Below are 20,045 nucleotides of genomic sequence, written 5' to 3'. Positions count from 1 at the left end.
GGCATGTGGTGTTGCTAGCTTTCGGTTGCCATGACCGCGTTTGCCGGCACCGTCTCCTCCGGCGCGTCGTACCGGGGGTCATTGGACGAAGGATGGGCCGCCACGGCTGCGGCGTGCTCGGCCAGTACGCCGGTCTGGTGCCGGATCTTCAGGCGGTAGAGCAGGGCACCGCCAACAACCACGGCAGCCACGAACATCACCCCGCCCCACTGCAGGTACCACTCAAACGGCGGCACCGAGTTGTAGATCTCGGGCCGGGGCCAGACCAGGTTGATGGTCATGGCGGCGCCCCACAGGACGGCCAGGATGTTCACCGGCAGCCCCCACTTGCCCATGCAGAATCCGGGCTCGGAACCGTCATCCAGGATGGGCCACTTCCTGGCGAACCGCTTGCGCAGCAGGGGCACCGTGACCAGGAGGTAGGACAGGTAGATCAGCACGATGCTGATGCTGGACAGGATGGTGAAGATGGCCGGCTGCATGACGTTGACCAGCAGCGGGATGACCGCCATGATGCCGATGACGATCGCAGCGACCGTTGGGGTCCTGCGAACCGGGTCCACCTTGCTGAGCTGCCGGCTGAAAGGCAGGTTGTTGTCGCGGGCCATGGCGAACATCATGCGGATGGCGGCGGCGTGCACGGCCAGGGTGCAGACCACCACGGCCACCACGATGCAGGCCAGGAAGGCCTTGCCGAAAGGGCCGCCCAGGACGGAGAGGACAATGTGCTGCAGCCCGCCGTCGGGGGATCCCACCTGGGGGTCCGTGAGGTCCGGTGCTGCCAGGATGCCGAACAGCAGGATCAGGCCGCCCAGCACGAAGGACGCCGTGACAGCCCGCAGGATGGCCTTGGGTGCGGTCTTCTTGGGGTCCTTGGTTTCCTCGCCGAGGGAGCTGGCGGTGTCGAAGCCGTACATGACGTAGCCGGAGGCCATGGCGCCGATCAGGAAGACGCCGAAGAAGCCAAGGTCGTTGCCTTCACCGAAGCCGTTGGTCTGGAAAAAGACCTCGGGTCCGCGCACCACGTGCCAGCCGAGGGCGAGGACCAGCAGCACGGCGGCGATGAGTTCCACGAAGACGCCGATGCTGTTGATCCGGGTCATCAGCTTCACGCCGAACGCGTTGATGAGGGTGGAGATGGTGATCATGATGGTGGCCAGCACCACGCCGTTCATGGCGAAGTCGTAGGGGCCGGTGCCGTCGCCGACGAACTGGAAGCCCTCCCAGAGCTGGGGGAGGGTGATCTGCAGGGCCAGGGCCACGGAACCGAGCGCCATGATGGAGGACAGCAGCAGCAGCCATCCGGCCAGCCAGGACGAGGTTCCGGAGGCGAGCCGCTTGGCCCAGTTGTAGACGGAACCGGCCACGGGGTAGCGGCCGGCCAGCTCGGCGAAACAGAGGGCCACCATCAGCTGGCCGACGAACACGATGGGCCAGGACCAGGCATAGGCCGGGCCGGCCATGGAAAAGCCGAAGTAGAACAGTTGGAAAACACCGGTGAGGATGGAGATGTAGCTGACACCCGCCGCGAAGCTGGCAAACTTGCCGATGCTTCGATCCAGCGTCTGGGTGTAGCCGAATTCGTCCATGCCGCTTGAATCAATACTCTTGCTGGGTTCCAATATGGACTCCTAGTTCAGAAAAGCACGATGGGTACGGCCGCCCTGGGGTGCGGCGAGATAAACGTTCTGCGGGGGCCGCGCTGTTGGGAACGCGGCCCCTTGTGACCCGCCGCTCAGGCGAGGGACGTGGTGAGCTCCTTCTCTTCCAGGGCGTCGGTGCCGGCGTAGTCCGCCTTGATCAGGTCGGCGCAGCGCTCGCCGATCATCATGACGGTGATGTTGGGATTGACGGTGACGTGTTCAGGCATGACGGACGCATCGGCGACCCGGAGGCCGGTGACCCCCTTGACCCGCAGCCGGGCATCCAAAGGCGACATCCCGTCGTCGTCCGCTCCCATGCGGACGGTGCCCACGGGGTGGTACACGGTGTTGTGGGTCTTGCGGATGTAGTCCTGGAGCTCCTCGTCGGTCTGTGCTTCGATGCCGGGGGACAGCTCGCGTCCGGTCCATTCCGCCATGGCGGGCTGGGCGGCGATTTCGCGGGCCTTGCGGATGCCGGCCACCATCACGCGCATGTCATGGCCTTCCGGGTCCGTGAAGTAGCGGGGATCCACCATGGGCTTGTCGCGGAAGTCGCGGCTGCGCAGCCGGACGGTGCCACGGGAGCGGGCGTGCGTGACGTTGGGGGTGAGGCTGAAGCCGTTCTCCGTGGTGGGGTAGCCGTGCCGAAGCGTGTTCATGTCGAACGGGACAGAGCCGTAGTGCATCATCAGGTCCGGGCGGTCCAGGCCGTCCTCGGTGGGCGTGAAGATGCCGATCTCCCACCACTGGGTGGAGGTCTGCACCATGGGCTGCTTGGCCTCGAACTGCACCACGCCCTCCGGGTGGTCCTGCAGGTTCTCGCCCACGCCGGGGGAGTCCACCAGGACCTCGATGCCGTGTGCGGCGAGGTGCTCTGCCGGGCCGATGCCGGAGAGCATCAGCAGCTTGGGGGAGTCGATCGCGCCGGTTGACACGATGACTTCCCGGTGGGCGGTGAGCCGGTGGGTCCGGCCGAACGCGCCGTCCACCACGTCCACGCCAGTGCAGCGCTTGTCCGCGTCGAACACCAGCTGGCGGGCGCGGAGTCCGGTCAGCAGCGTGAAGTTGGGGCGGTCCACGATGGGATGGATGTAGGAGACGGAGCTGGACGAGCGGGTGCCGTCAGCGCGGCGGTTGATCTGGAAGAAGTTGGCGCCGTTGACCACGGTGGTGCCGGTGTTGAACTTCGCCCGGGGAATCCCGGTCTGCTCACAGGCATCCAAAAGCGCGACGCCGGCAGGATCCGCCGGGGGCACGTTCATCAGGTGCACGGGGCCGGAGTCGCCGTGGTGGGGTGCGTCCGGGCCCGCGTCCTCGTTGGTCTCCAGCCGCTGGTACAGAGGCCACGCGTTGGCGGCGTTCCAGCCCGTGGCGCCGTACTTGGACTCCCATTCGTCCAGGTCCTCGCGCGGGGCCCAGAAGGCGATGCAGGAGTTGTGGCTGGAGCAGCCACCCATGACTTTGGCGCGGGCGTGGCGCATGAAGGAGTTGCCGTTTTCCTGCGGCTCGATGGGGTAGTCCCAGTCATACCCGGATTCCAGCAGTTCCATCCAGCGGTCCAGCTGCAGGATCTCGGGAATGTTCCGGTCATCCGGGCCCGCCTCGACGAGGGCCACGATCACGTCCGGATCCTCGCTGAGCCGGGCTGCCACGGCGGCACCGGCGGACCCGCCGCCGATGACGACGTAGTCGAACCCGCGGTCGCTCACGTCCTCGATGTTGTCGTAGTGCATCTAGTTCTCCTTGCCGTGGTCAGCAAACCAGCCGGTGACCTGCGGGCTGGTGTTCTGGTAGATGTGCTTGGCTTCCTGGTACTCGGCCAGGCCCGTGGGGCCCAGCTCGCGGCCGACGCCGGACTGGCCGAAGCCGCCCCACTCGGCCTGGGGGAGGTAGGGGTGGTAGTCGTTGATCCAGATGGTGCCGTGCCGGAGCCTGCCGGCCACGCGCTGGGCCTTGCCGGCATCCTGCGTCCAGACGGCGCCGGCCAGGCCGTAGATGGTGTCGTTGGCGGTGGCCACTGCCTCGTCCTCGGTGCGGAAGGTTTCCACCGTCACCACCGGGCCGAACGCCTCATCGGTGACCACGGACATGCCCCGCTGCACCTGGTCCAGGATGGTGGGCTGGTAGTAGAACCCGGCGTCGTACTTTTCTCCCTGCGGCGCCGCGCCGCCCGTCCGCAGCCGCGCGCCCTCCGCGATGCCGCGCTGGACGTAGGCGTCCACCTTGTCCCGGTGGGCGGCGGAGATCAGCGGGCCGGTCTCGGCGTCCTCGTCGAAGGGGCCGCCGATCCGGATGTCCTTGGCGCGGCGGACCAGTTCATCCACGAAGCGGCCGGCGATGGATTCCTCCACCACCAGCCGGGCGCCGGCGGAGCAGACCTGTCCGGAGTGGACGAACGCGCCGTTGAGGGCGTTGTCGACGGCGGCGTCGAAGTCCGCGTCGGCGAACACCACGTTGGGGTTCTTACCGCCGAGTTCCAGCGCCACCTTCTTGACGGTGCCGGCGGCGGCCGCGGCGATGCGCTTGCCGGTTTCCAGGCCGCCGGTGAAGGACACGAGGTCGACGTCGGGATGTTCCGAGAGCGGTGCGCCTGCCTGGGCGCCGGCACCGGTGACGAGGTTGGCCACGCCGTCCGGCAGGCCGAGGTCCTGCAGCAGCTGCATGGCCAGGATGCTGGTGGACGGGGTCAGCTCGGAGGGCTTGAGGACGAAGGTGCAGCCTGCGGCCAGCGCGGGGGCGATCTTCCACGCCGCCTGGAGCAGGGGATAGTTCCACGGCGTGATGAGTCCGCAGACGCCCACGGGTTCGTAGACGATTTTGCTGGCGACGGCAGGGTTCCCGGCATCCACGACGCGCCCTGCCTGCTGCCCGGCCAGCCGGCCGAAATACTCGAAGCAGGCGGCAATGTCGTCCATGTCGATGCGGCTTTCCACCATCCGCTTGCCGGTGTCCAGCGACTCTGCACGGGCAAACTCTTCCCGGCGCTCCCGCAGCCCGGCGGCCACCTTCAGGAGGAATGTGCCGCGCTCAGGGGCCGGGACGGAGGACCAGACGCCCGAGTCGAAGGCAGCGCGGGCTGCCGTGATGGCGCGTTCGGCGTCTTCGCGGCCTGCCTCGGACACCAGGGCCACCAGCTCGCCGTCGGCCGGGTTGCGGATTTCACGGACGGCGCCGGAGGCTGCCGGTTCCCATTTGCCGTTGACGAACAAGGTGGCGGCTGTCTCGGTTGCAGTGCTCTGGGCGGCTTCCTGGGCCGGTGTGGCGTAAGTCATAGGAAGGACAGTAATGCACATTGAACGAGTGTTCAATACTTTTCTTGAACACTTGTTCAATACTACGCAGGGGCGCTACAGTTGCGCTGCTGCAGGGTTTCTTAGGGCTGGCCGGCTTCCTGCTCCTGGCTGGCCGTGCCGTCCAGCGGTGCGAACGCGATCTGCTCCGTCCGCTCGATGCTTCGCTCAATTGAAGCCTTGTCAACGCCCAGCAGCGCGGTCAGCCAGACGCCGTTCTGGATGACCACAATGTCCGACGCCCGCTCCCTGCACACCTCCCACGGCAACTCCGGCCTGGCGCTGGAAATGAGTGCCGCGACGCCGTCGATATACCGGTCGAAGGCGGCGGCGTTGATCTGCGCGTAGTCCTCATCGGCCTGGGCCAGGGCCCACAGATGCAGGCGCAATGACAGGTAGCGCGTGGTGAGCAGGTCGGCTCCTGCCACCCGCCGGAGCGCCCGCCGCAGCTGTTCATCCGGGGCAACCGACGGGTCGGGGGCGACGAGTAACAGGTCATGCTCGTCCACGCGGCTCAACGCAGCGCGGATCAGGGTGGTTTTGTCGTCGTAGTAGTAGTTGACCAGGCCCAGCGCCACGCCGGCCTCCCGCGCCACGGCGCGCATGCTTACGCCCGAAATCCCGTGGCGTGACAGCAGTTCCATGGCTGCGTCAAGGATGCGCGATTGCCTGTCAGTCTGTTCGCCGGAGTTCACGGCACTGGTCCCCATCTGGCCAGACTATTGCCTGTGCCTTGCGCGTGCCTAACGCGGCTCCAGCGCGCTCTGCCGGCGGGCGGCCAGCCAGTGAATTGTGTTTGAAGTCCCCGCTAAAGGGCACGGTGGTTGTACACGCGGGATTCTTTAGTACAGCTTGGAGAACGATGGAAAGCGCCAGCCTCATGGCCCTCTTATTCGCCGGCGCCTTCCGCGCCGGCGAAAGCGCGCAGCCCCACGCGCCGCATTTCAGCGCGCAGCCCGGGCGGAAGCGGTCCGCCTGGCTGGCTTTCCGGAGCAGGACCGCGACCCTCCTGCACCGGCTGGCGTGGGCGCTGGAGCCGGACCCGCACTGACGCAAGGTTCCGGCGGCCGCTGTGAGAAGCCCGGTCAGGATCAAGGCTGGGCGTGGTCGGCGCGCTCCAGCAGGCGGGACACCCCGTAGCCAATGACCAGGCCCCAGAAGGCTGCATGGATGTTGAAGAGGTTCATGCCGGAGATGGTCACCACGAACGTCACCAGCGAACCCAGGGTGAAGCTGGTGGCGAAGGCCGTGACGAACGCCTGCTGGAGGGCCCGCAGCATCGCGATGCCGCCCAGTGCCAGGACGAACTCCTTGGGCGCGGCCAGCATCAGCCGTGTCAGGGTGGGGGCAAATGCCGCGAACACCAGGGCCAGCAGCCCGTATGCCACGGCCGCCGTGTATTGGCGCTCCCTCTTCCCGGACGAGGTCAACAGAGCGTTGGTGGGGCCGGTAACGCACGCCGAAACTGCGCCGAAACCGGCATTCAGCACCGAAAAGGCGCCGGAGGCAATAGCGAAGGCATTGACCGGCGGCTGATGGCCGGCAGCGCGGAGGACGGCGATGCCCTGGCCGTTTTGGACGAACAGGACGGTCAGGGTCAGGGGAACCACCAGTTCGAGCTGGGCGGCCCACGTGAAATCAGGGGCGGTGAAGACCGTGGTGGCCAGGAGCGGTCCGCCGGGTGGCAGGTTGAACTGGCCGCTGGCCGCCACGGCGATGCCGCCCGCCACCAGGGTGCCCAGGACCGGCGGCAGGTACCGGCCCAGCCTGGGAACCGCGGTGAGGACCAGGAACGCAGCCACCATCGGGGCAGCCACGGCCGGGTTGTCCTGGGCGGAGGCAACAATGTCCGTGCCGAACTTCAGGAACACCGCAGCCACCATGGCCATTACGAGCGGCATGGGCACCAGTGCCATGGCTTTGCGCACCACGCCGGTTGCGCCCAGGGCGAGGATCAGCACGCCGGAGGTGAAGAAGGCCCCGACGACTTCGGGGAAGGCCAGGTGCTGCAGGGACGGCCCCAGGAGTACCGTCCCTGGGATGGACCAGGCGAAGCCCAGCGGCTGCCGGTAAATCAGTGACATCAGCAGGGTGGCGGCCCCGCCGGAAAAGAGGATGCCAAAAACCCAGGACGACAGCTGGCCCTGGGTCAGGCCGCCCGCGGTCCCGACGGCCAGCGTGACGGCGATGGGCCCGGACGCCGCGAAAATGAGCCCAATGGCGCCGTTTGAGACATACGACAGGCCCAGGTCGCGGAGGATCCGGCGGGGACCCGCGGGCCGGACCCCCGGACGTTCCAGCAGGGGTTCCGGCGCCGGCCGGCCTGGCTCGACGGAGCTGGCGGTCGGATGGTGGCGGGGGTGGCTCATCGGGGCTCCTGGCTGGGGGGCGGAAAAACCGGAAGCGCTCCGAAGCATCAGCTCCGGAGCGCCTCCGTGCGGGGATATCTCCCAGTTTGCGTGCTACTTCTTCTGGCCCTGCTTTGCCAGGACGTAGTCATAAACTACTTCCTCGCCCTTTCCGTCGGTACGGGGGCGGGGGTCCAGCATCAGTTCAGGCTTCACTGCCGAGGCGATGTCGTCGGCGTTGTGCGGATCGCCGGGGAAGTAGAGCTGCTGGGTGACCGGCTCGTAGCCCGGTGCGGACACCTTGATGTGGATGTGCGCCGGACGCCAGGCGTGCCAGCCCGCCGCACTGATCAGCTGCCCGCAGGCCCCGTCCGTGGGGATCTGGTAGGGCGCCGGACGCATCGTGTTGATCTCGAACCGGCCATCGTCGGAAGCCTTGACGGTGGCGCGGAAGAGCCACTCGGGCAGGCCCGGGGCGTACTGGGAGTAGAAACCGGCGGCGTCCGCGTGCCAGATCTCCACCTGGGCACCCTGGATGGGGTCGCCGTCGGTGTCGGTGAACTGGCCGCTGAAGCGCAGCGGGGTGCCCTCCTCGCCGTCGCGCATTTCAACCGTGGCGGGCGTCTGGAGTTCCGGGGAATTGGGAACGTAGTACGGGCCCTCAATGGTTCCCACGGTGCCGGGACGGTCCTGGGAGTTGACGTCCTCAACGGTGTGCTCAAGCCAGACGTCGAGGAACAGCGGCCATTCACCGTCCGTCCCGACCTTGATCAGCCACGCTTTGAGCGCGTTGTATTCCTCGTAGGTGACCTGGTGTTCCTCGACGATGTCGTTGGCGGCCTTGATCAGCGCGCCGGCCAGCAGGCTCACCCGTTCCTTGGATACATCCACCTTGGAGAGCTTGCCCGACGCTGCGAACCGCTCGGTTGCCTTGGTGCCTGCTTCGACGGCGGTGCCTTCGTTTTCCGTGCGGCTGTCCGTTGGGGTTTGGGTCATGACAATGTCCACCTTCCTCATTGAATGGGGACAGGAAGGGCTCCTGCACCCGACGCGGGCTGCCGGGCCAGTCGTCATGCCCTGCGCCGCACCGCGTGATGTCGGTCTCAATCGTAGGCCCGCAGATAAGGACGCTACAAATATCAACTAGGCGTCTTTTGAGTCATTATCGATACATAAAGACACCCTTGGTGGAACCTAGGTATTTGCCTGATGTGAGGCCAATCACGAGCGGCAAGAATTGCTGGACAACGTCCGCCGCCGAAGCCCCTTCCCGAGTGGACCTCCGACCATCCGTCCAGCAATCTCCAATGAAGGAGCACGCCATGACCGAGAACCTGATCCATGCCCGCGAGGTCCTTGCCGACGCCGTGATCGACGACCGCGAGAACGGCGTCATCCGGGCCAAGCGCGAGATCTTCACCGACCAGGAGATCTTCGAACTCGAGATGAAGCACATCTTCGAAGGCAACTGGGTGTATCTCGCCCACGAGTCGCAGATCCCTAACGTGGGCGACTACTTCACCACCTACATCGGCCGTACCCCCGTGATGATCACCCGGGACAAGGATGAAAACCTGAACTGCCTGGTCAACGCCTGTTCGCACCGCGGCGCCATGCTGTGCCGCCGCAAGACGGACAACCGCACCACGTTCACCTGCCCGTTCCACGGCTGGACCTTCAAGAACTCCGGCGAGTTGCTGAAGGTCAAGGACTCCCGGAACGCCGGCTACCCCGAGACCTTCAACAAGGAAGGCTCACACGACCTCACCAAGGTGGCCCGCTTCGAGTCCTACCGCGGCTTCCTGTTCGGCTCGCTGAAGGCCGACGTGCTCCCGCTCGAGGAGCACCTGGGCGATGCCACCAAGGTCATCGACTCGATCGTGGACCAGTCGCCCGAGGGCCTGGAAGTGCTGCGCGGCTCCTCCACCTACACCTACGACGGCAACTGGAAGGTCCAGGCCGAGAACGGCGCCGACGGCTACCACGTCACCGCCGTGCACTGGAACTATGCAGCCACCACGGCCCGCCGCAGCGCCGGGGATTCGGCCAACAAGACCAAGGCCATGGACGCCGGCAAGTGGGGCAAAGTCAAGGGCGGGTTCTACTCCTACGACCACGGGCACCTGCTGCTGTGGCAGGAATGGACCAACCCCCAGGACCGCCCGTTGTGGGACCGCCGCGACGAGCTTGTGGCCAAGTACGGCGAGGAGATGGCGAACTTCATGATCAACATCTCGCGCAACCTCTGCCTGTACCCGAACGTCTACATCATGGACCAGTTCTCCTCGCAGATCCGGCACTTCCGGCCCATCTCCGCGGACCAGACCGAGGTGACCATCTACTGCATCGCCCCCAAGGGCGAGTCCCAGGAGAACCGTTCCAAGCGCATCCGCCAGTACGAGGACTTCTTCAACGCCACGGGCATGGCCACGCCGGACGACCTGGAGGAATTCCGCTCCTGCAACAAGACCTACTGGGCCACCAGCGCCCCGTGGAACGACATGACCCGCGGCTCTGCCCACGAGATCACCGGGCCGGATGAGCAGGCACAGGCCCTGGGCATGACCCGGGTGATCGCCTCCGGCATGCGCACCGAAGACGAAGGGCTCTACCCCATCCAGCACGGGTACTGGAAGGAAGTCATGGACCGGGCCCTGGCGGAGGAAGAGGAGCGTTCCGCCCTGGAATCCGTTCCCGTCTCCGCCTGAGAGCCCGCCGAACCACAGAGAGCGCAGAACCCATGACCAACCTGACCCACACCGCCCCGGCCCTGAAGACCGCGGAGGAGATCGCAACCCTCGAAACCGTCCGCGCGTTCCTCTACCGGGAAGCCCGCCTGCTGGATGACCGCCAGTTCGACGAATGGCTGGAGTGCTACCACCCGGACTCCGAATTCTGGATGCCGGCCTGGGACGTGGACGACCAGCTGACGCAGGACCCCCAGAACGAGATCTCCCTGATCTATTACGACAACCGAGGCGGCATCGAGGACCGGGTGTTCCGGATCAAGACCGACAGGTCCTCCGCCACTTCCCTCCCGGAGCCCCGCACGGGCCATAACATCACGGACGTCGAGGTGTTGACGAACGACGGCGGCACGGTGGACGTGCGCTTCAACTGGTTCACCCTCTACTTCCGCTACAACACGACGGACACCTACTTCGGCACCAGCTACTACACCCTGGACCTTTCAGGTCCGCAGCCGGTGATCCTGAAGAAGAAGGTGGTCCTGAAGAACGACTACATCCACCACGTGGTGGACGTCTACATGATCTGACCTGCCAGCAGCCGGCGCCCGGGACCTGCGGGCGCCGCACGGCATTTTCCACCCTGTGCCCACCGGGCACGCCATAACTTTTTCCGGACCGCGATGGCGCGCCCGGACAGTCAGGAGGACCCCATGGGCCACAAAGTAGCCCTCAGCTTCGAGGACGGCGTCACCAAAGTCATCAAGGTCGGCGACTATGAGACCGTCATGGATGCCGCCTATAAGGCACGCATCAACATTCCATCGGACTGCCGGGACGGCGCCTGCGGCACCTGCAAGGCCTTCTGCGATTCCGGTTCCTTCGACCCGGGCGACTTCATCGACGACGCCATGACGGAGGAGGAACTCGAAAAGGGCTACCTGCTTACCTGCCAGGCCGTGCCGGAGTCGGACCTCGCCATCCAGATCCCGGCCACGTCCGAATCGGCGAAGACGGCAGCCGCGTCCTTCACCTCCACCATCAAGGAGCTCAACCGGCACACGGACACCACCGTCTCCTTCACCCTTGAGGTGGACAACCGCGACGCGCTGGCCTTCCTCCCCGGACAGTACGTCAACCTCAAAGTCCCCGGCACCGACGCCGAGCGTTCCTACTCCTTCAGCAGCGGCCCCGAGGTCCAGGACGCATCCTTCATGGTCCGGGTGACCCCCCAGGGCGCCATGTCCGAGTACCTCCGCGACCGTGCCGCCGTGGGTGACACCATCAACTTCACCGGCCCGTACGGATCGTTCTTCCTGCGCGAGCCCAAGCGGCCCCTGCTGCTCCTGGCCGGCGGCACCGGCCTGGCCCCGCTGCTGTCCATCCTGGAAAAGCTCGCCGAAAACCCGCCCTCCACCCCGGTCCACCTGATCTACGGGCTCACCCGCGAGGCCGACATCGTCGGCCTGGACTGGCTGCGCGCCTACGAAGCGAAACTGCCCGGCTTCACCTGGGACTACATCGCCTCCGAGCCCGGCACCTCCGCCCCGCACACCGGCTACGTCACCCAGATCATCGAACCGAAGCACCTCAACGACGGCGACGTGGACATCTACCTCTGCGGCCCGCCGCCCATGGTCAACGCCGTCTCCAAATGGCTGGACACCGAAGGCATCAAGCCCGCCAACTTCTACTTCGAACGGTTCGCGCCGAAGGAAACCACCGGAGGCGACGCCGAAACGGGTGCCCCGGCTCCGGTTGAGAAAATCCAGGCCGATGGCGACACCATGAGCCGCGGCGAGGCCGTGTCCTCGCTGGAGACCGGCAGGCTGGACTTCCGCAAGGAGGACAGCTTCGCCCAGTTGGACGCCCGCATGGGCCTGGAGCTTGCCGTCAGCGAACTGCTGCTGGGGCGGCTCAGCCAGGAGCAGCTGCGCCAGTTCCGCCGCCTGGCCGAAGCTACCACCGGTTCGGTGCAGGCAGGAAACATCACCGATCCCGACGCGTTTGCACGCACCAACGAGGAATTCCACGAGTACCTCTTCACGATCTGCGACAACCCGATGCTCCTGGAGTCCTACCGCCGCCTGGACGTCCACGCGCAGATGGCCGCGGCCTTCGAAGCCGGCACGCCGATCTTCGAGCGCGTCACGCAGGACCACCTCGACGTCGTCGACGCCTTTGAACGCGGGGACAAAGCCCGGCTGCGCGAAGTCATCATGGCCCACGCCCAGGATGCCAAGGGCACCATGGTCGGTGCCATCGACGCCAAGGCGGCCCACTGATGGCCGCGCCGTACGCCGGGCAATACGTGACCCCGGGCAGGTTCGGCGGCAAGGTCGCCGTCGTCACCGGTGCCGCCCAGGGGATCGGCCAGAAGGTGGCCGAACGCATCGGCGCCGAAGGCGGCGCCGTGGTCCTGGTGGACCGCGCGGACCTGGTCCACGATGTTGCCCGCGGCGTCGGGGAGGCCGCCAAGGCGTCGGGTTCGGGCGGCTCGGCCACATCCGTCACCGCGGACCTGGAAACTTTCGCCGGCGCCACCCAGGCCGTCAAGGCCGCCCTCGCCGCCCACGGCCGGGTGGACGTCCTGGTCAACAACGTGGGCGGCACCATCTGGGCCCGGCCCTACCAGGAGTACGACGAGGACAAGATTGAGAAGGAAATCCGCCGCTCCCTCTTTCCCACGCTCTGGACCTGCCGGGCGGTCCTGCCGGCGATGATGGAGCAGGGCTCCGGCACGATCGTGAACGTCTCCTCCGTAGCCACCCGGGGAATGCACCGGGTGCCCTACGCCGCCGCAAAAGGCGGCGTGAACGCCCTGACCCAGTCGCTGGCCATGGAAGTGGCCGGGCACGGCATCCGCGTGGTGGCCACCGCCCCGGGAGGCACGGAAGCCCCTCCGCGCAAGGTCAAGCGCGGGCCGGAAGCCGAATCCGCCACCGAGAAGGATTGGTACCAAACCATCGTTGACCAGACGGTGGAGTCCTCGTTCATGAAGCGCTACGGCACCCTGGATGAGCAGGCAGCGCCCATCGTGTTCCTTGCCTCGGACGAGGCCTCCTACCTCACCGGCAGCATCCTCCCTGTGGCCGGCGGCGACCTGGGCTAGTGCATCCGGTGGATGCGCGCAATGGGGGCGCCCGGGCCGCTCCGGTAGGATGGCGGCCATGACGGCGGGCTCCACCCAGGGCGAGATGGCGGAGGGCTTCCCGCTGGCGGGCCGGGCCGCGGCGTTCGAGCAGCTGCTGGAAATCCTCCGCACCGTCCGCAAGGGCAAGGTGGGAACCGTGGTCCTCTCCGGACCGTCCGGGTCCGGCAAAACCGCGCTCCTGGAACTCTTCCTTGACCACTGCCGGACGGCCGCCCGCGGCGTCCGCGTCCTGTCCGCCATGGGGGACGACTGGGAGGCGCAGTTCGCCCTGGCCGGCTACTCCCAGCTCATGCGGACCCTGCCGCTCCGGACGGCTAAGGATTACGACGGCGGCCCGGCCGTGGCGCCGGGGCCCGTCGCCTCCCTGACCCCCGACCAGGTGATCAACTACGCCTCCACCTTCAGCACCCATCTCGAAGGCCTGCAGACGCACGGCAGCGTGGTGGTCGCCGTCGACGACGTCCACAAGCTCGATGAGGAGAGCCTGCGTGTCCTCACCTTCGTCATGCGCAGGCTGCACGACAAGCGGGTCCTGTTCCTGCTGACACTGAACCCTGGTGACGCGTCCCGCGTCCCCGCCGGTGTCCTCGACTTCCTCACCGGCCACCAGGTGGTCCGTATTCCACTGGAACCGCTCACGCCGCAGCAGGTCCAGGACGTGGCCCGGGGCCTGTTCGGCCTGGACCTCAGCGCGACGGCGGCCCACGGCCTGGTGACGCACACCGGCGGGATCGCCCAGTCCATCGTGGAGCTGCTCCGTGAGCTGCCGCCGGAGACCTGGCAGTCGTGGTTCCCGTCCCTTCCGCCCACTTCCCGGGTGCGCGCCAGGGTCCGCAGTGTCCTGGCGGCCGCGTCCCCTGCCCTGGTGACCGCCGCGGAAGCCGCTGCGGTGCTCGGCCCCGGCGCGGGCCTGGCCGAGGTGGCTAGGGTGGGCGGCCTGGAATCCGTCATGCCGGCGCTCGATGAGGGGCACCGCGCCGGGCTGCTGGGGCTGTCCGTGGACCAGTCCCGCTCCGCCGTCGCCTTCCTGGAACCCGGCACCGCGGAAGCCGTCTACGAACAGATCGTCCCCAGCCGGCGCATTGCCCTGCACCGGAAAGCCGCCGAGGTTGTCCAGTCCGAGGGCGAACAGCTGGGCCACCGCGTCGCTGCCACCCCGGCCGCGGACGAAACCCTGGCCGCCGAACTGGAGGAATTCGCCCGGCGGCAGGCCACGGTGGGCGCATGGCAGGATGCCTCCACCGCATTGTTCTCCGCCTCGCGGCTCTCCCCTGACATCCGCGCCCGCAACCTCCGGCTCCTGAAAGCCGTCGACGCCCTGGTGGGCTCCGGCAACGTGGCCCAGGCGCAGGCCTGGGCCGGCGCGGTGGACGCCCTGCCGCCGTCGCCCCTGCGCTCCTCGGTGCTGGGGTACCTGTCCACGGTGTCCGGCCAGAATGACAGCGCCCAAAGCCAGCTGGAGATGGCCTGGCGGACCAGCAATCCGCAGCACGAACCCGCCGCGGCGGCGCAGGTGGCCCAGCGTTTCGTGCTCCACGGGGTGGCCTCCTGGAATGGTCCGATAATCACCGGCTGGGCCGAACGCGCCATGGCCCTGACGGAGCCTGGAACTCCGGCGCACATCGAGTCGGAGGCCATCTACGGCCTGGGCCTGTACGCCCAGGGCCGGATAGCGGACGCCGAGGCCTCCTACCAGCGGGCCTCTGCCCAGGCCGCCGAGAATGCCCAGAAGCAGCGGGTGCAGATGGGCGCCGGCTGGCTGGCCCTGCGCCTGGACAACGCCGAATCCGCGCTGGTGAATTTCGAGTCTGCCGCCCCCACCGAGTACCGCGGGGGATCGCTGCGGATCTCCCTGTGGGCCGAGGCCTGGCTGGCCCGCACGCACCTGGTGCTGGGCAACTGGGACGCGGCCGCCGCCACCATCTCCCGGGCAAGCGTCCGGCTGGAGACCTCGCGGATGCCGCTGATCCGGCCGCTGCTGTACTGGACGGCCGCCGAGCTGTGGTCCATGCGGGGCGATTGGGACCGGGCACGCTACTACGTGTCGCAGGCCGCGGTGCAGCCGGGAACATACCGGGCCATGCAGGTCCCGGCCAGCCTGGCGCGTGCCCGCTTCCACGAGGCGCGGGCGGACTACGAAAGCGCCCTGGCGGCCCTGCAGCCGCTGCCGGAGCTGGACCCTTGGACCGATCAACGGGTGTCCTTCTGGCCGTGGCAGGACACCTATGTCAATGCGCTGGTCATGACCGACAAACTCGACGCCGCAGAGACGTTCCTTACCGCATTCGAAGGAGTGCACCGCGAGCGCGAAGTCCCCTCCGACCTGGCCCGGGTGGCGTGGGCCAGGGGCCGGCTGCTGGCCGCCCAGGGGGACCCGGACACGGCGAGGGAGTACTTCGAGGCGGCGCTGGGTCACCTTCGTGGGCTCAACCGCCCCTATCTGCGGGCGCGGATCAGTTTCGCGTTCGGGCAAAGCATGCGCCGGGCCGGAAAGCGGCGCCTGGCCTCATCGGTGCTGCGGGCGGCGCGGGACCTGTACGACACCCTTGGCGCGACCACCTATGTGGAACGGTGCGACCGCGAGCTGAAGGCCACCGGCCTGGACATCGGGAACCTGCCGGACCCGGCGGACCCGGTGCTTTCGTCGGTGGGCAGCCACCATCAACAGCTCACGGCCCAGGAACAGGCCGTGGCCGAGTTGGTGGCGGCGGGCGCAACCAACAAGGAGGCGGCCCGGGCCTTGTTCCTGGCCGAAAAGACGGTGCAGTACCACCTCACGCGGCTGTACAGGAAGATGGGAATCCGGTCACGCAGCGAACTCGCGGCCGCGTTCCGGGCCAAGGACTGAGCCGGCTACTTCACGTCCGAGGGGTGCTTGGCAAGCGGCACCACGGTGATGTCCATGTACGGGAACAGGGGAAGGCCCTGCAGGATCCCGTGCAGCTCGTCGTTCGATTCGACGTCGAAGACGGAGTAGTTGGCGTATTCACCCACCACCCGCCAGATCTCGGGCCATTTGCCGGAGCGCTGCAGTTCCTGGGAGTAGGCCTTCTCCTTTGCCTTGATTCCGGCGGCTTCTTCGGCAGGCATGCCGGCGGGCAGGTTGACGTCCATATGGACCAGATACTTCATGGTGACCTCTCGGTGGAATTGGAATGGAAGGGTGTCAGTCGGTGCGGTAATGGGCGAGCTTGTCCTCGTCCACGTCGGTGCCGGCGCCGGGGCCTTCGGGAACGTGGATCCGCCCGCCGGTGATGGCCAGCGGCTGGGCCAGCAGGTCATCGGTCATGTCGAGGTAGTTGGAAAGTTCCGCCGCACGCTTGGCGGTGTGGGCGAAGGCTGCGCCGAACACCACGGAGGCCACGGTGCCTACCTGGGTGTCGATCTGGTTGCCGATGTAGACGTCGATGCCCATGCCCTCGGCCATGCCAACGATCTTGGCGGCTTCGGTGAAGCCGGACCGGGCGGTCTTGATGGACAGCAGGTTGGCCCCGCCAGTGAGGATTTCGCGGGCCGCCTCGCCCAGGTTGGCGGCGGATTCGTCCGCGGCAATGGGGATGGGGGAGTTGGTGACCAGCCGCCGGCGGCCCAGGACCTCGCGGGCGTCGTCCGGTTCCTCAAGGAACTGCAGGCCGAGGTCGGCGGTGCGGCGCAGCACCTCGGCGGCCTCGTTGGCGGTCCAGCCGCGGTTTGCGTCCATGTACAGCTCGGCGTCCTCGCCCAGGCCTTCCCGCAGTACCTTGGCGGCCTCGATGTCCAGGTTCAGCGGACGGCGTCCGGTCTTCAGCTTGAAGGTGTTGATGCCGTAGGTTTCCCGGAACTCCAGGGCCAGGGCCAGAAGCTCTTTGGCGGGTTTGAAGCCGAGCATGTGCGAGACGCGCAGCGAGTCGGTGTAGCCTCCCAGGAGCTTGGTCACGGGCTGCCCAAGGGTCTTGCCGATGACGTCCCAAACAGCGATGTCCACCGCGCCCTTGGCCGTCTGGTTGTGGATGGTGCGTGCCATTACGGCCTGGATCTTTTCCCGGTCAAAGACGTCAAGGCCCACCAGTTGCGGGGCGAAGACGTCCTGCATGACCGCGACGATGGACTTTTGCGTCTCACCGTAGGTGTACGGGCGGGGCGGGGTGTCTGCGGTTCCCACCACGCCGTCGTCGGTGTGGACGCGGACCAGGACGTGGTCGGCCTCGTGCACGGAGCCTGAGGCGAAATGGAGCGGGTGGCGGTACGGGATCGAGTAGGGGATCGCCTCGATGGCTGCGATCTTCATGATGGCGGGAGCCTTTCATCAGCAGGAGCGGGGGTGGCGGCGTCAGCGGTTGCCGTGGCCACGATGTCCAGGAAGTTTTGCAGCAGTGCGGACGGGTGGCCGCGCAGCCAGGCGACGGCGAGTTCCACCGGGGGAACATTGTCGATTTCCCGGTAGGCGACGCCGTCGAGCTGGAAGGCGCGCACACTGGACGGCATGACGGCGACGCCGCCGCCCGCGGCCACGAACGCCAGCATGGTGGAGGTCTCACCCACCACTTGCGTGATCCGCGGCTGGAAGCCTGCCTGGCGGCAGAGGTCCGAGGTGATGCGGTTCAGCACGGACTCCGGTGAGTAGGCGATGAAGTCCTGGTCCTGCAGTTCGTGCATGGCCACGGGGCGGTCCACCGCCAGGGCACTGAAGGAGGGGAGCGCGACGACGAGTGGCTCCTGGGTGACCACGCGGTAGTCGATTTCCTCGGAGGCAACGGGAGGACGCAGCAGTGCCGCGTCCAGGGTGCCGTTCCGCAGCCCCGCTTCCATGGACGGCGTCAGCATCTCTCCGTTCAGCGCCAACGACAGGCCGGGAAGGACCTGCTTAGTGAGCCGCGCGATCCGGGGCATGACACCGTAGGTTGCCGAGCCGGAGAACCCCACCCGGAGGACGCCGGTGGCGCCCTTGCCCACCTGGTAGACATCTGCGCGGAGCGTCTCGACGTCGTTGACGATTTGGCGGCCGCGGTCCAGCAGGAGCTGGCCCGCCGCCGTCAGGTCCACCCGGCGGGTGGTGCGGTTGAGGAGCTGGACGCCCAGCTGGTCTTCGAGCTGGCGGATCTGCTGGGACAACGGCGGCTGCGCCATGTGCAGGCGCTTTGCCGCCCGGCCGAAATGCCGCTCCTCCGCGACCGCGATGAAGTAGTTCAGCTGGCGGATTTCCATCCTGTGCCACCTTTCCACTGGCCGGGAGGAGGCGCGGCGTGGCCTCATTGATTCATAGAGTAACCATAAAAGGCCTTACTTAGATAGTTTTTCGACGTAATCTTGTGGCTCTTCAACGACCGGCAGGGCTTCCTCCAGCCTGTGCTGGCGCGGCACCAGGATGGTGACGGCGCCGCCGAGCAGGGCCACCGCGCCGTAAATGTAGAAGGCTGTTGCCCCGCCGATCCCCGCGGCTGCCAGCCAGCCGCCGATGATCGGACCCAGGACCCCGCCGAGCCGGCCCACGCTGGCGCACCAGGCGACGCCGGCGGCACGGGCATTGGTGGTGAAGTAGTTGGACTGGAAACCGTAGACCAGCACCTGGGTGCCCAGGGTTCCCACCCCTGCGGTGGCGATGAACGTGAAGAGCAGCGGCAGCGGGAAGCTGAAGGTCATCAGCCCCAGGGAGAGGGTGGCCAGGGCAAACGTGGCAGCGATGACCCGCTGGGGTCCGTTCCGGTCTGCCATCCGGGAGGCCACCAGTCCGCCCACCACGGCACCGAGGTTCAGGGCCAGCGGGAAGAACAGGGCGTAGGTCCGGCCGTAGCCGTAGCCCTCCATGATCTTGGGCAGCCAGGTGTTGAGCCCGTAGGTCAGGAGGAGGCCGCAGAAGGACATCAGGCCCAGCAGGATGGATGCCACGGCGAACTGGCGGGAGAAGACGGCGGCGAACCCGGACTTCCGCGGAGCGGCGCCGGCCTCCCTGATCACCTGCTCTTCGCCGAGCGGCACCCCGGTGCGCCATGCTGCGGCGAGGGCTTCCTCTTCCCGACCCCGGGCCAGCAGCCAGCGCGGGGATTCCGGGAGCTTCCGCCAGGCAATGGGCAGGATGACCAGAAGGGGCAGGGATCCAATGATGAAGAGGCCGCGCCAGCCGATGCTGTCCAGGAAGGCGATGCCCAGGACGGATGCCAGCACGCCGCCCGCGGGGACCCCGGAGTACACGACCGCGTTGTAGAACTGCCGCCGTCCCGCGGGTGCGAACTCGGCCATGGTGGCGCCGGCGCTGGCGATGACGACGCCCAGGCCCAGCCCGGTGGCAAACCGGAGGGCGCCGAAGGCGGTGACGTCCGTGGCCAGGGCGGTGGCGAACATGCCCAGGGAGAACCAGGCGATGCCGGCGAGCATCAGCCGGCGGCGGCCGAAGAAGTCACCGATCGCCCCGCATGCCAGCGACCCCACCAGTACGCCGATGAGGGCCCAGGACCCCAGGAGCCCGGCGGTGGCAGCATCGAAGTGCCCGATTTGGCCTGCGTCTGCGAGCAGTCCCGGAAGGACGGTGCCGTAGACCACCAGGTCGTAGCCGTCGAACAGGAGGGCGGCGCAGATGACGAAAGCCACCCAGTTGGCTGTCCGTGTCTCCTTTCCCGGGTTTCCGGAGATCGTGGGTTGGGGGTGCGGCAGCGTCATGGCGCAGGTCCTTTCGGGGGAGCGGGTGGAGAGGCGTTTGCGGTATTCGGATGGATCCGCGCAGGGGGCCTCGGCACCCCAGCGTGACAGGCAATGTGACGCACGGCATATGAGGGGAATTCCCGGTTTCGCGCCGGGGGTGCATTGTGCCGTTCCTGCGTATCAAAGGGGCTGTTTTTGCGATGGATCCCGCAGGAACAGGCTCAATGCACCCGGCGGCAGGGGCGTCCGGCCGGTGCTGGCAGACCGCGTCTTATTCCATAGGCGGACGGTATGAACCAGGCGGCCCG

16 protein-coding genes are annotated in these 20,045 nt (G+C 67.2%); 6 read left to right on the top strand and 10 right to left on the bottom strand.

Translation table 11 applies throughout. From position 1 onward, the window contains the following. Positions 1-14: 14 nt before the first annotated feature. The 4 genes from ACFO0G_RS12400 to ACFO0G_RS12385 all read right to left on the bottom strand — a co-directional run bounded on the left by ACFO0G_RS12400 (position 15) and on the right by ACFO0G_RS12385 (position 5,643). Positions 15-1,589 carry an APC family permease gene (locus ACFO0G_RS12400; protein WP_376977999.1) on the bottom strand — a complete coding sequence of 525 codons (1,575 nt, stop codon included), beginning with the start codon at positions 1,587-1,589 and terminating at the stop codon, positions 15-17. Positions 1,590-1,735: 146 nt separating this feature from the next. Continuing rightward, positions 1,736-3,376, bottom strand: coding sequence for a GMC family oxidoreductase (locus ACFO0G_RS12395; RefSeq protein ID WP_376977895.1), 1,641 nt, complete (start codon positions 3,374-3,376; stop codon positions 1,736-1,738). Next, the gene (locus ACFO0G_RS12390) at positions 3,377-4,915 is read right to left on the bottom strand and encodes an aldehyde dehydrogenase family protein (RefSeq protein WP_376977893.1); all 1,539 of its coding nucleotides are present in this window, start codon (positions 4,913-4,915) and stop codon (positions 3,377-3,379) included. It abuts the gene before it with no gap. Between the two features lie 101 nt (positions 4,916-5,016). Further along, complete coding sequence (locus ACFO0G_RS12385; protein WP_376977891.1) at positions 5,017-5,643, bottom strand: TetR/AcrR family transcriptional regulator; 627 nt, start codon at positions 5,641-5,643, stop codon at positions 5,017-5,019. Positions 5,644-5,795: 152 nt separating this feature from the next. Here ACFO0G_RS12385 and ACFO0G_RS12380 point away from each other — a divergent pair, with 152 nt between their 5' ends. Further along, positions 5,796-5,984 (top strand): hypothetical protein, encoded by a 189-nt coding sequence (locus ACFO0G_RS12380; RefSeq protein WP_376977889.1) that lies wholly within the window; start codon positions 5,796-5,798, stop codon positions 5,982-5,984. A 40-nt stretch (positions 5,985-6,024) separates the two neighbouring features. Here ACFO0G_RS12380 and ACFO0G_RS12375 read toward each other — a convergent pair whose 3' ends face one another. Together ACFO0G_RS12375 and catA are read right to left on the bottom strand one after the other, a co-directional pair. Continuing rightward, positions 6,025-7,302 (bottom strand): benzoate/H(+) symporter BenE family transporter, encoded by a 1,278-nt coding sequence (locus tag ACFO0G_RS12375; protein WP_376977887.1) that lies wholly within the window; start codon positions 7,300-7,302, stop codon positions 6,025-6,027. A gap of 93 nt (positions 7,303-7,395) precedes the next feature. Beyond that, positions 7,396-8,277 (bottom strand): catechol 1,2-dioxygenase, encoded by an 882-nt coding sequence (gene catA / locus ACFO0G_RS12370; protein WP_286400052.1) that lies wholly within the window; start codon positions 8,275-8,277, stop codon positions 7,396-7,398. A 326-nt stretch (positions 8,278-8,603) separates the two neighbouring features. Here catA and benA point away from each other — a divergent pair, with 326 nt between their 5' ends. The 5 genes from benA (at position 8,604) to ACFO0G_RS12345 (ending at position 15,970) form a co-directional block, all read left to right on the top strand. Next, positions 8,604-9,989, top strand: a complete 1,386-nt coding sequence (benA, locus tag ACFO0G_RS12365) for a benzoate 1,2-dioxygenase large subunit (protein ID WP_376977885.1) — start codon at positions 8,604-8,606, stop codon at positions 9,987-9,989. Between the two features lie 32 nt (positions 9,990-10,021). Further along, complete coding sequence (gene benB / locus ACFO0G_RS12360) at positions 10,022-10,558, top strand: benzoate 1,2-dioxygenase small subunit (protein WP_376977883.1); 537 nt, start codon at positions 10,022-10,024, stop codon at positions 10,556-10,558. 123 nt (positions 10,559-10,681) lie between these two features. Continuing rightward, positions 10,682-12,253, top strand: coding sequence for a benzoate 1,2-dioxygenase electron transfer component BenC (benC, locus tag ACFO0G_RS12355; protein WP_376977881.1), 1,572 nt, complete (start codon positions 10,682-10,684; stop codon positions 12,251-12,253). After that, a complete protein-coding gene (locus ACFO0G_RS12350) occupies positions 12,253-13,080 on the top strand; it encodes a 1,6-dihydroxycyclohexa-2,4-diene-1-carboxylate dehydrogenase (protein WP_376977879.1) in 828 nt (275 codons plus the stop codon). Before benC ends, ACFO0G_RS12350 begins: the two co-directional genes overlap by 1 nt. A 58-nt stretch (positions 13,081-13,138) precedes the next feature. After that, a complete protein-coding gene (locus ACFO0G_RS12345; protein WP_376977877.1) occupies positions 13,139-15,970 on the top strand; it encodes an AAA family ATPase in 2,832 nt (943 codons plus the stop codon). Between the two features lie 5 nt (positions 15,971-15,975). On the opposite strand, the gene catC is transcribed toward ACFO0G_RS12345, so the two are convergent. The 4 genes from catC to ACFO0G_RS12325 form a co-directional block, all read right to left on the bottom strand. Next, positions 15,976-16,254, bottom strand: a complete 279-nt coding sequence (catC, locus tag ACFO0G_RS12340) for a muconolactone Delta-isomerase (protein ID WP_286400035.1) — start codon at positions 16,252-16,254, stop codon at positions 15,976-15,978. A 34-nt stretch (positions 16,255-16,288) separates the two neighbouring features. Next, positions 16,289-17,389, bottom strand: a complete 1,101-nt coding sequence (locus ACFO0G_RS12335; protein ID WP_376977876.1) for a mandelate racemase/muconate lactonizing enzyme family protein — start codon at positions 17,387-17,389, stop codon at positions 16,289-16,291. Then, positions 17,386-18,306, bottom strand: coding sequence for a LysR substrate-binding domain-containing protein (locus tag ACFO0G_RS12330; protein ID WP_286400030.1), 921 nt, complete (start codon positions 18,304-18,306; stop codon positions 17,386-17,388). Before ACFO0G_RS12330 ends, ACFO0G_RS12335 begins: the two co-directional genes overlap by 4 nt. Before the next feature lie 75 nt (positions 18,307-18,381). Next, entirely contained in the window at positions 18,382-19,755 is a 1,374-nt protein-coding gene (locus ACFO0G_RS12325; RefSeq protein ID WP_376977874.1) for an MFS transporter, read from the bottom strand. Between the last annotated feature and the right edge of the window lie 290 nt (positions 19,756-20,045).

This window comes from Arthrobacter sedimenti (genome assembly GCF_042652025.1).
GTDB lineage: Bacteria > Actinomycetota > Actinomycetes > Actinomycetales > Micrococcaceae > Arthrobacter > Arthrobacter sedimenti.
The sequence above is the reverse complement of the archived record's forward strand: the minus strand, read 5'-3'. Positions and strand labels throughout refer to the sequence as shown.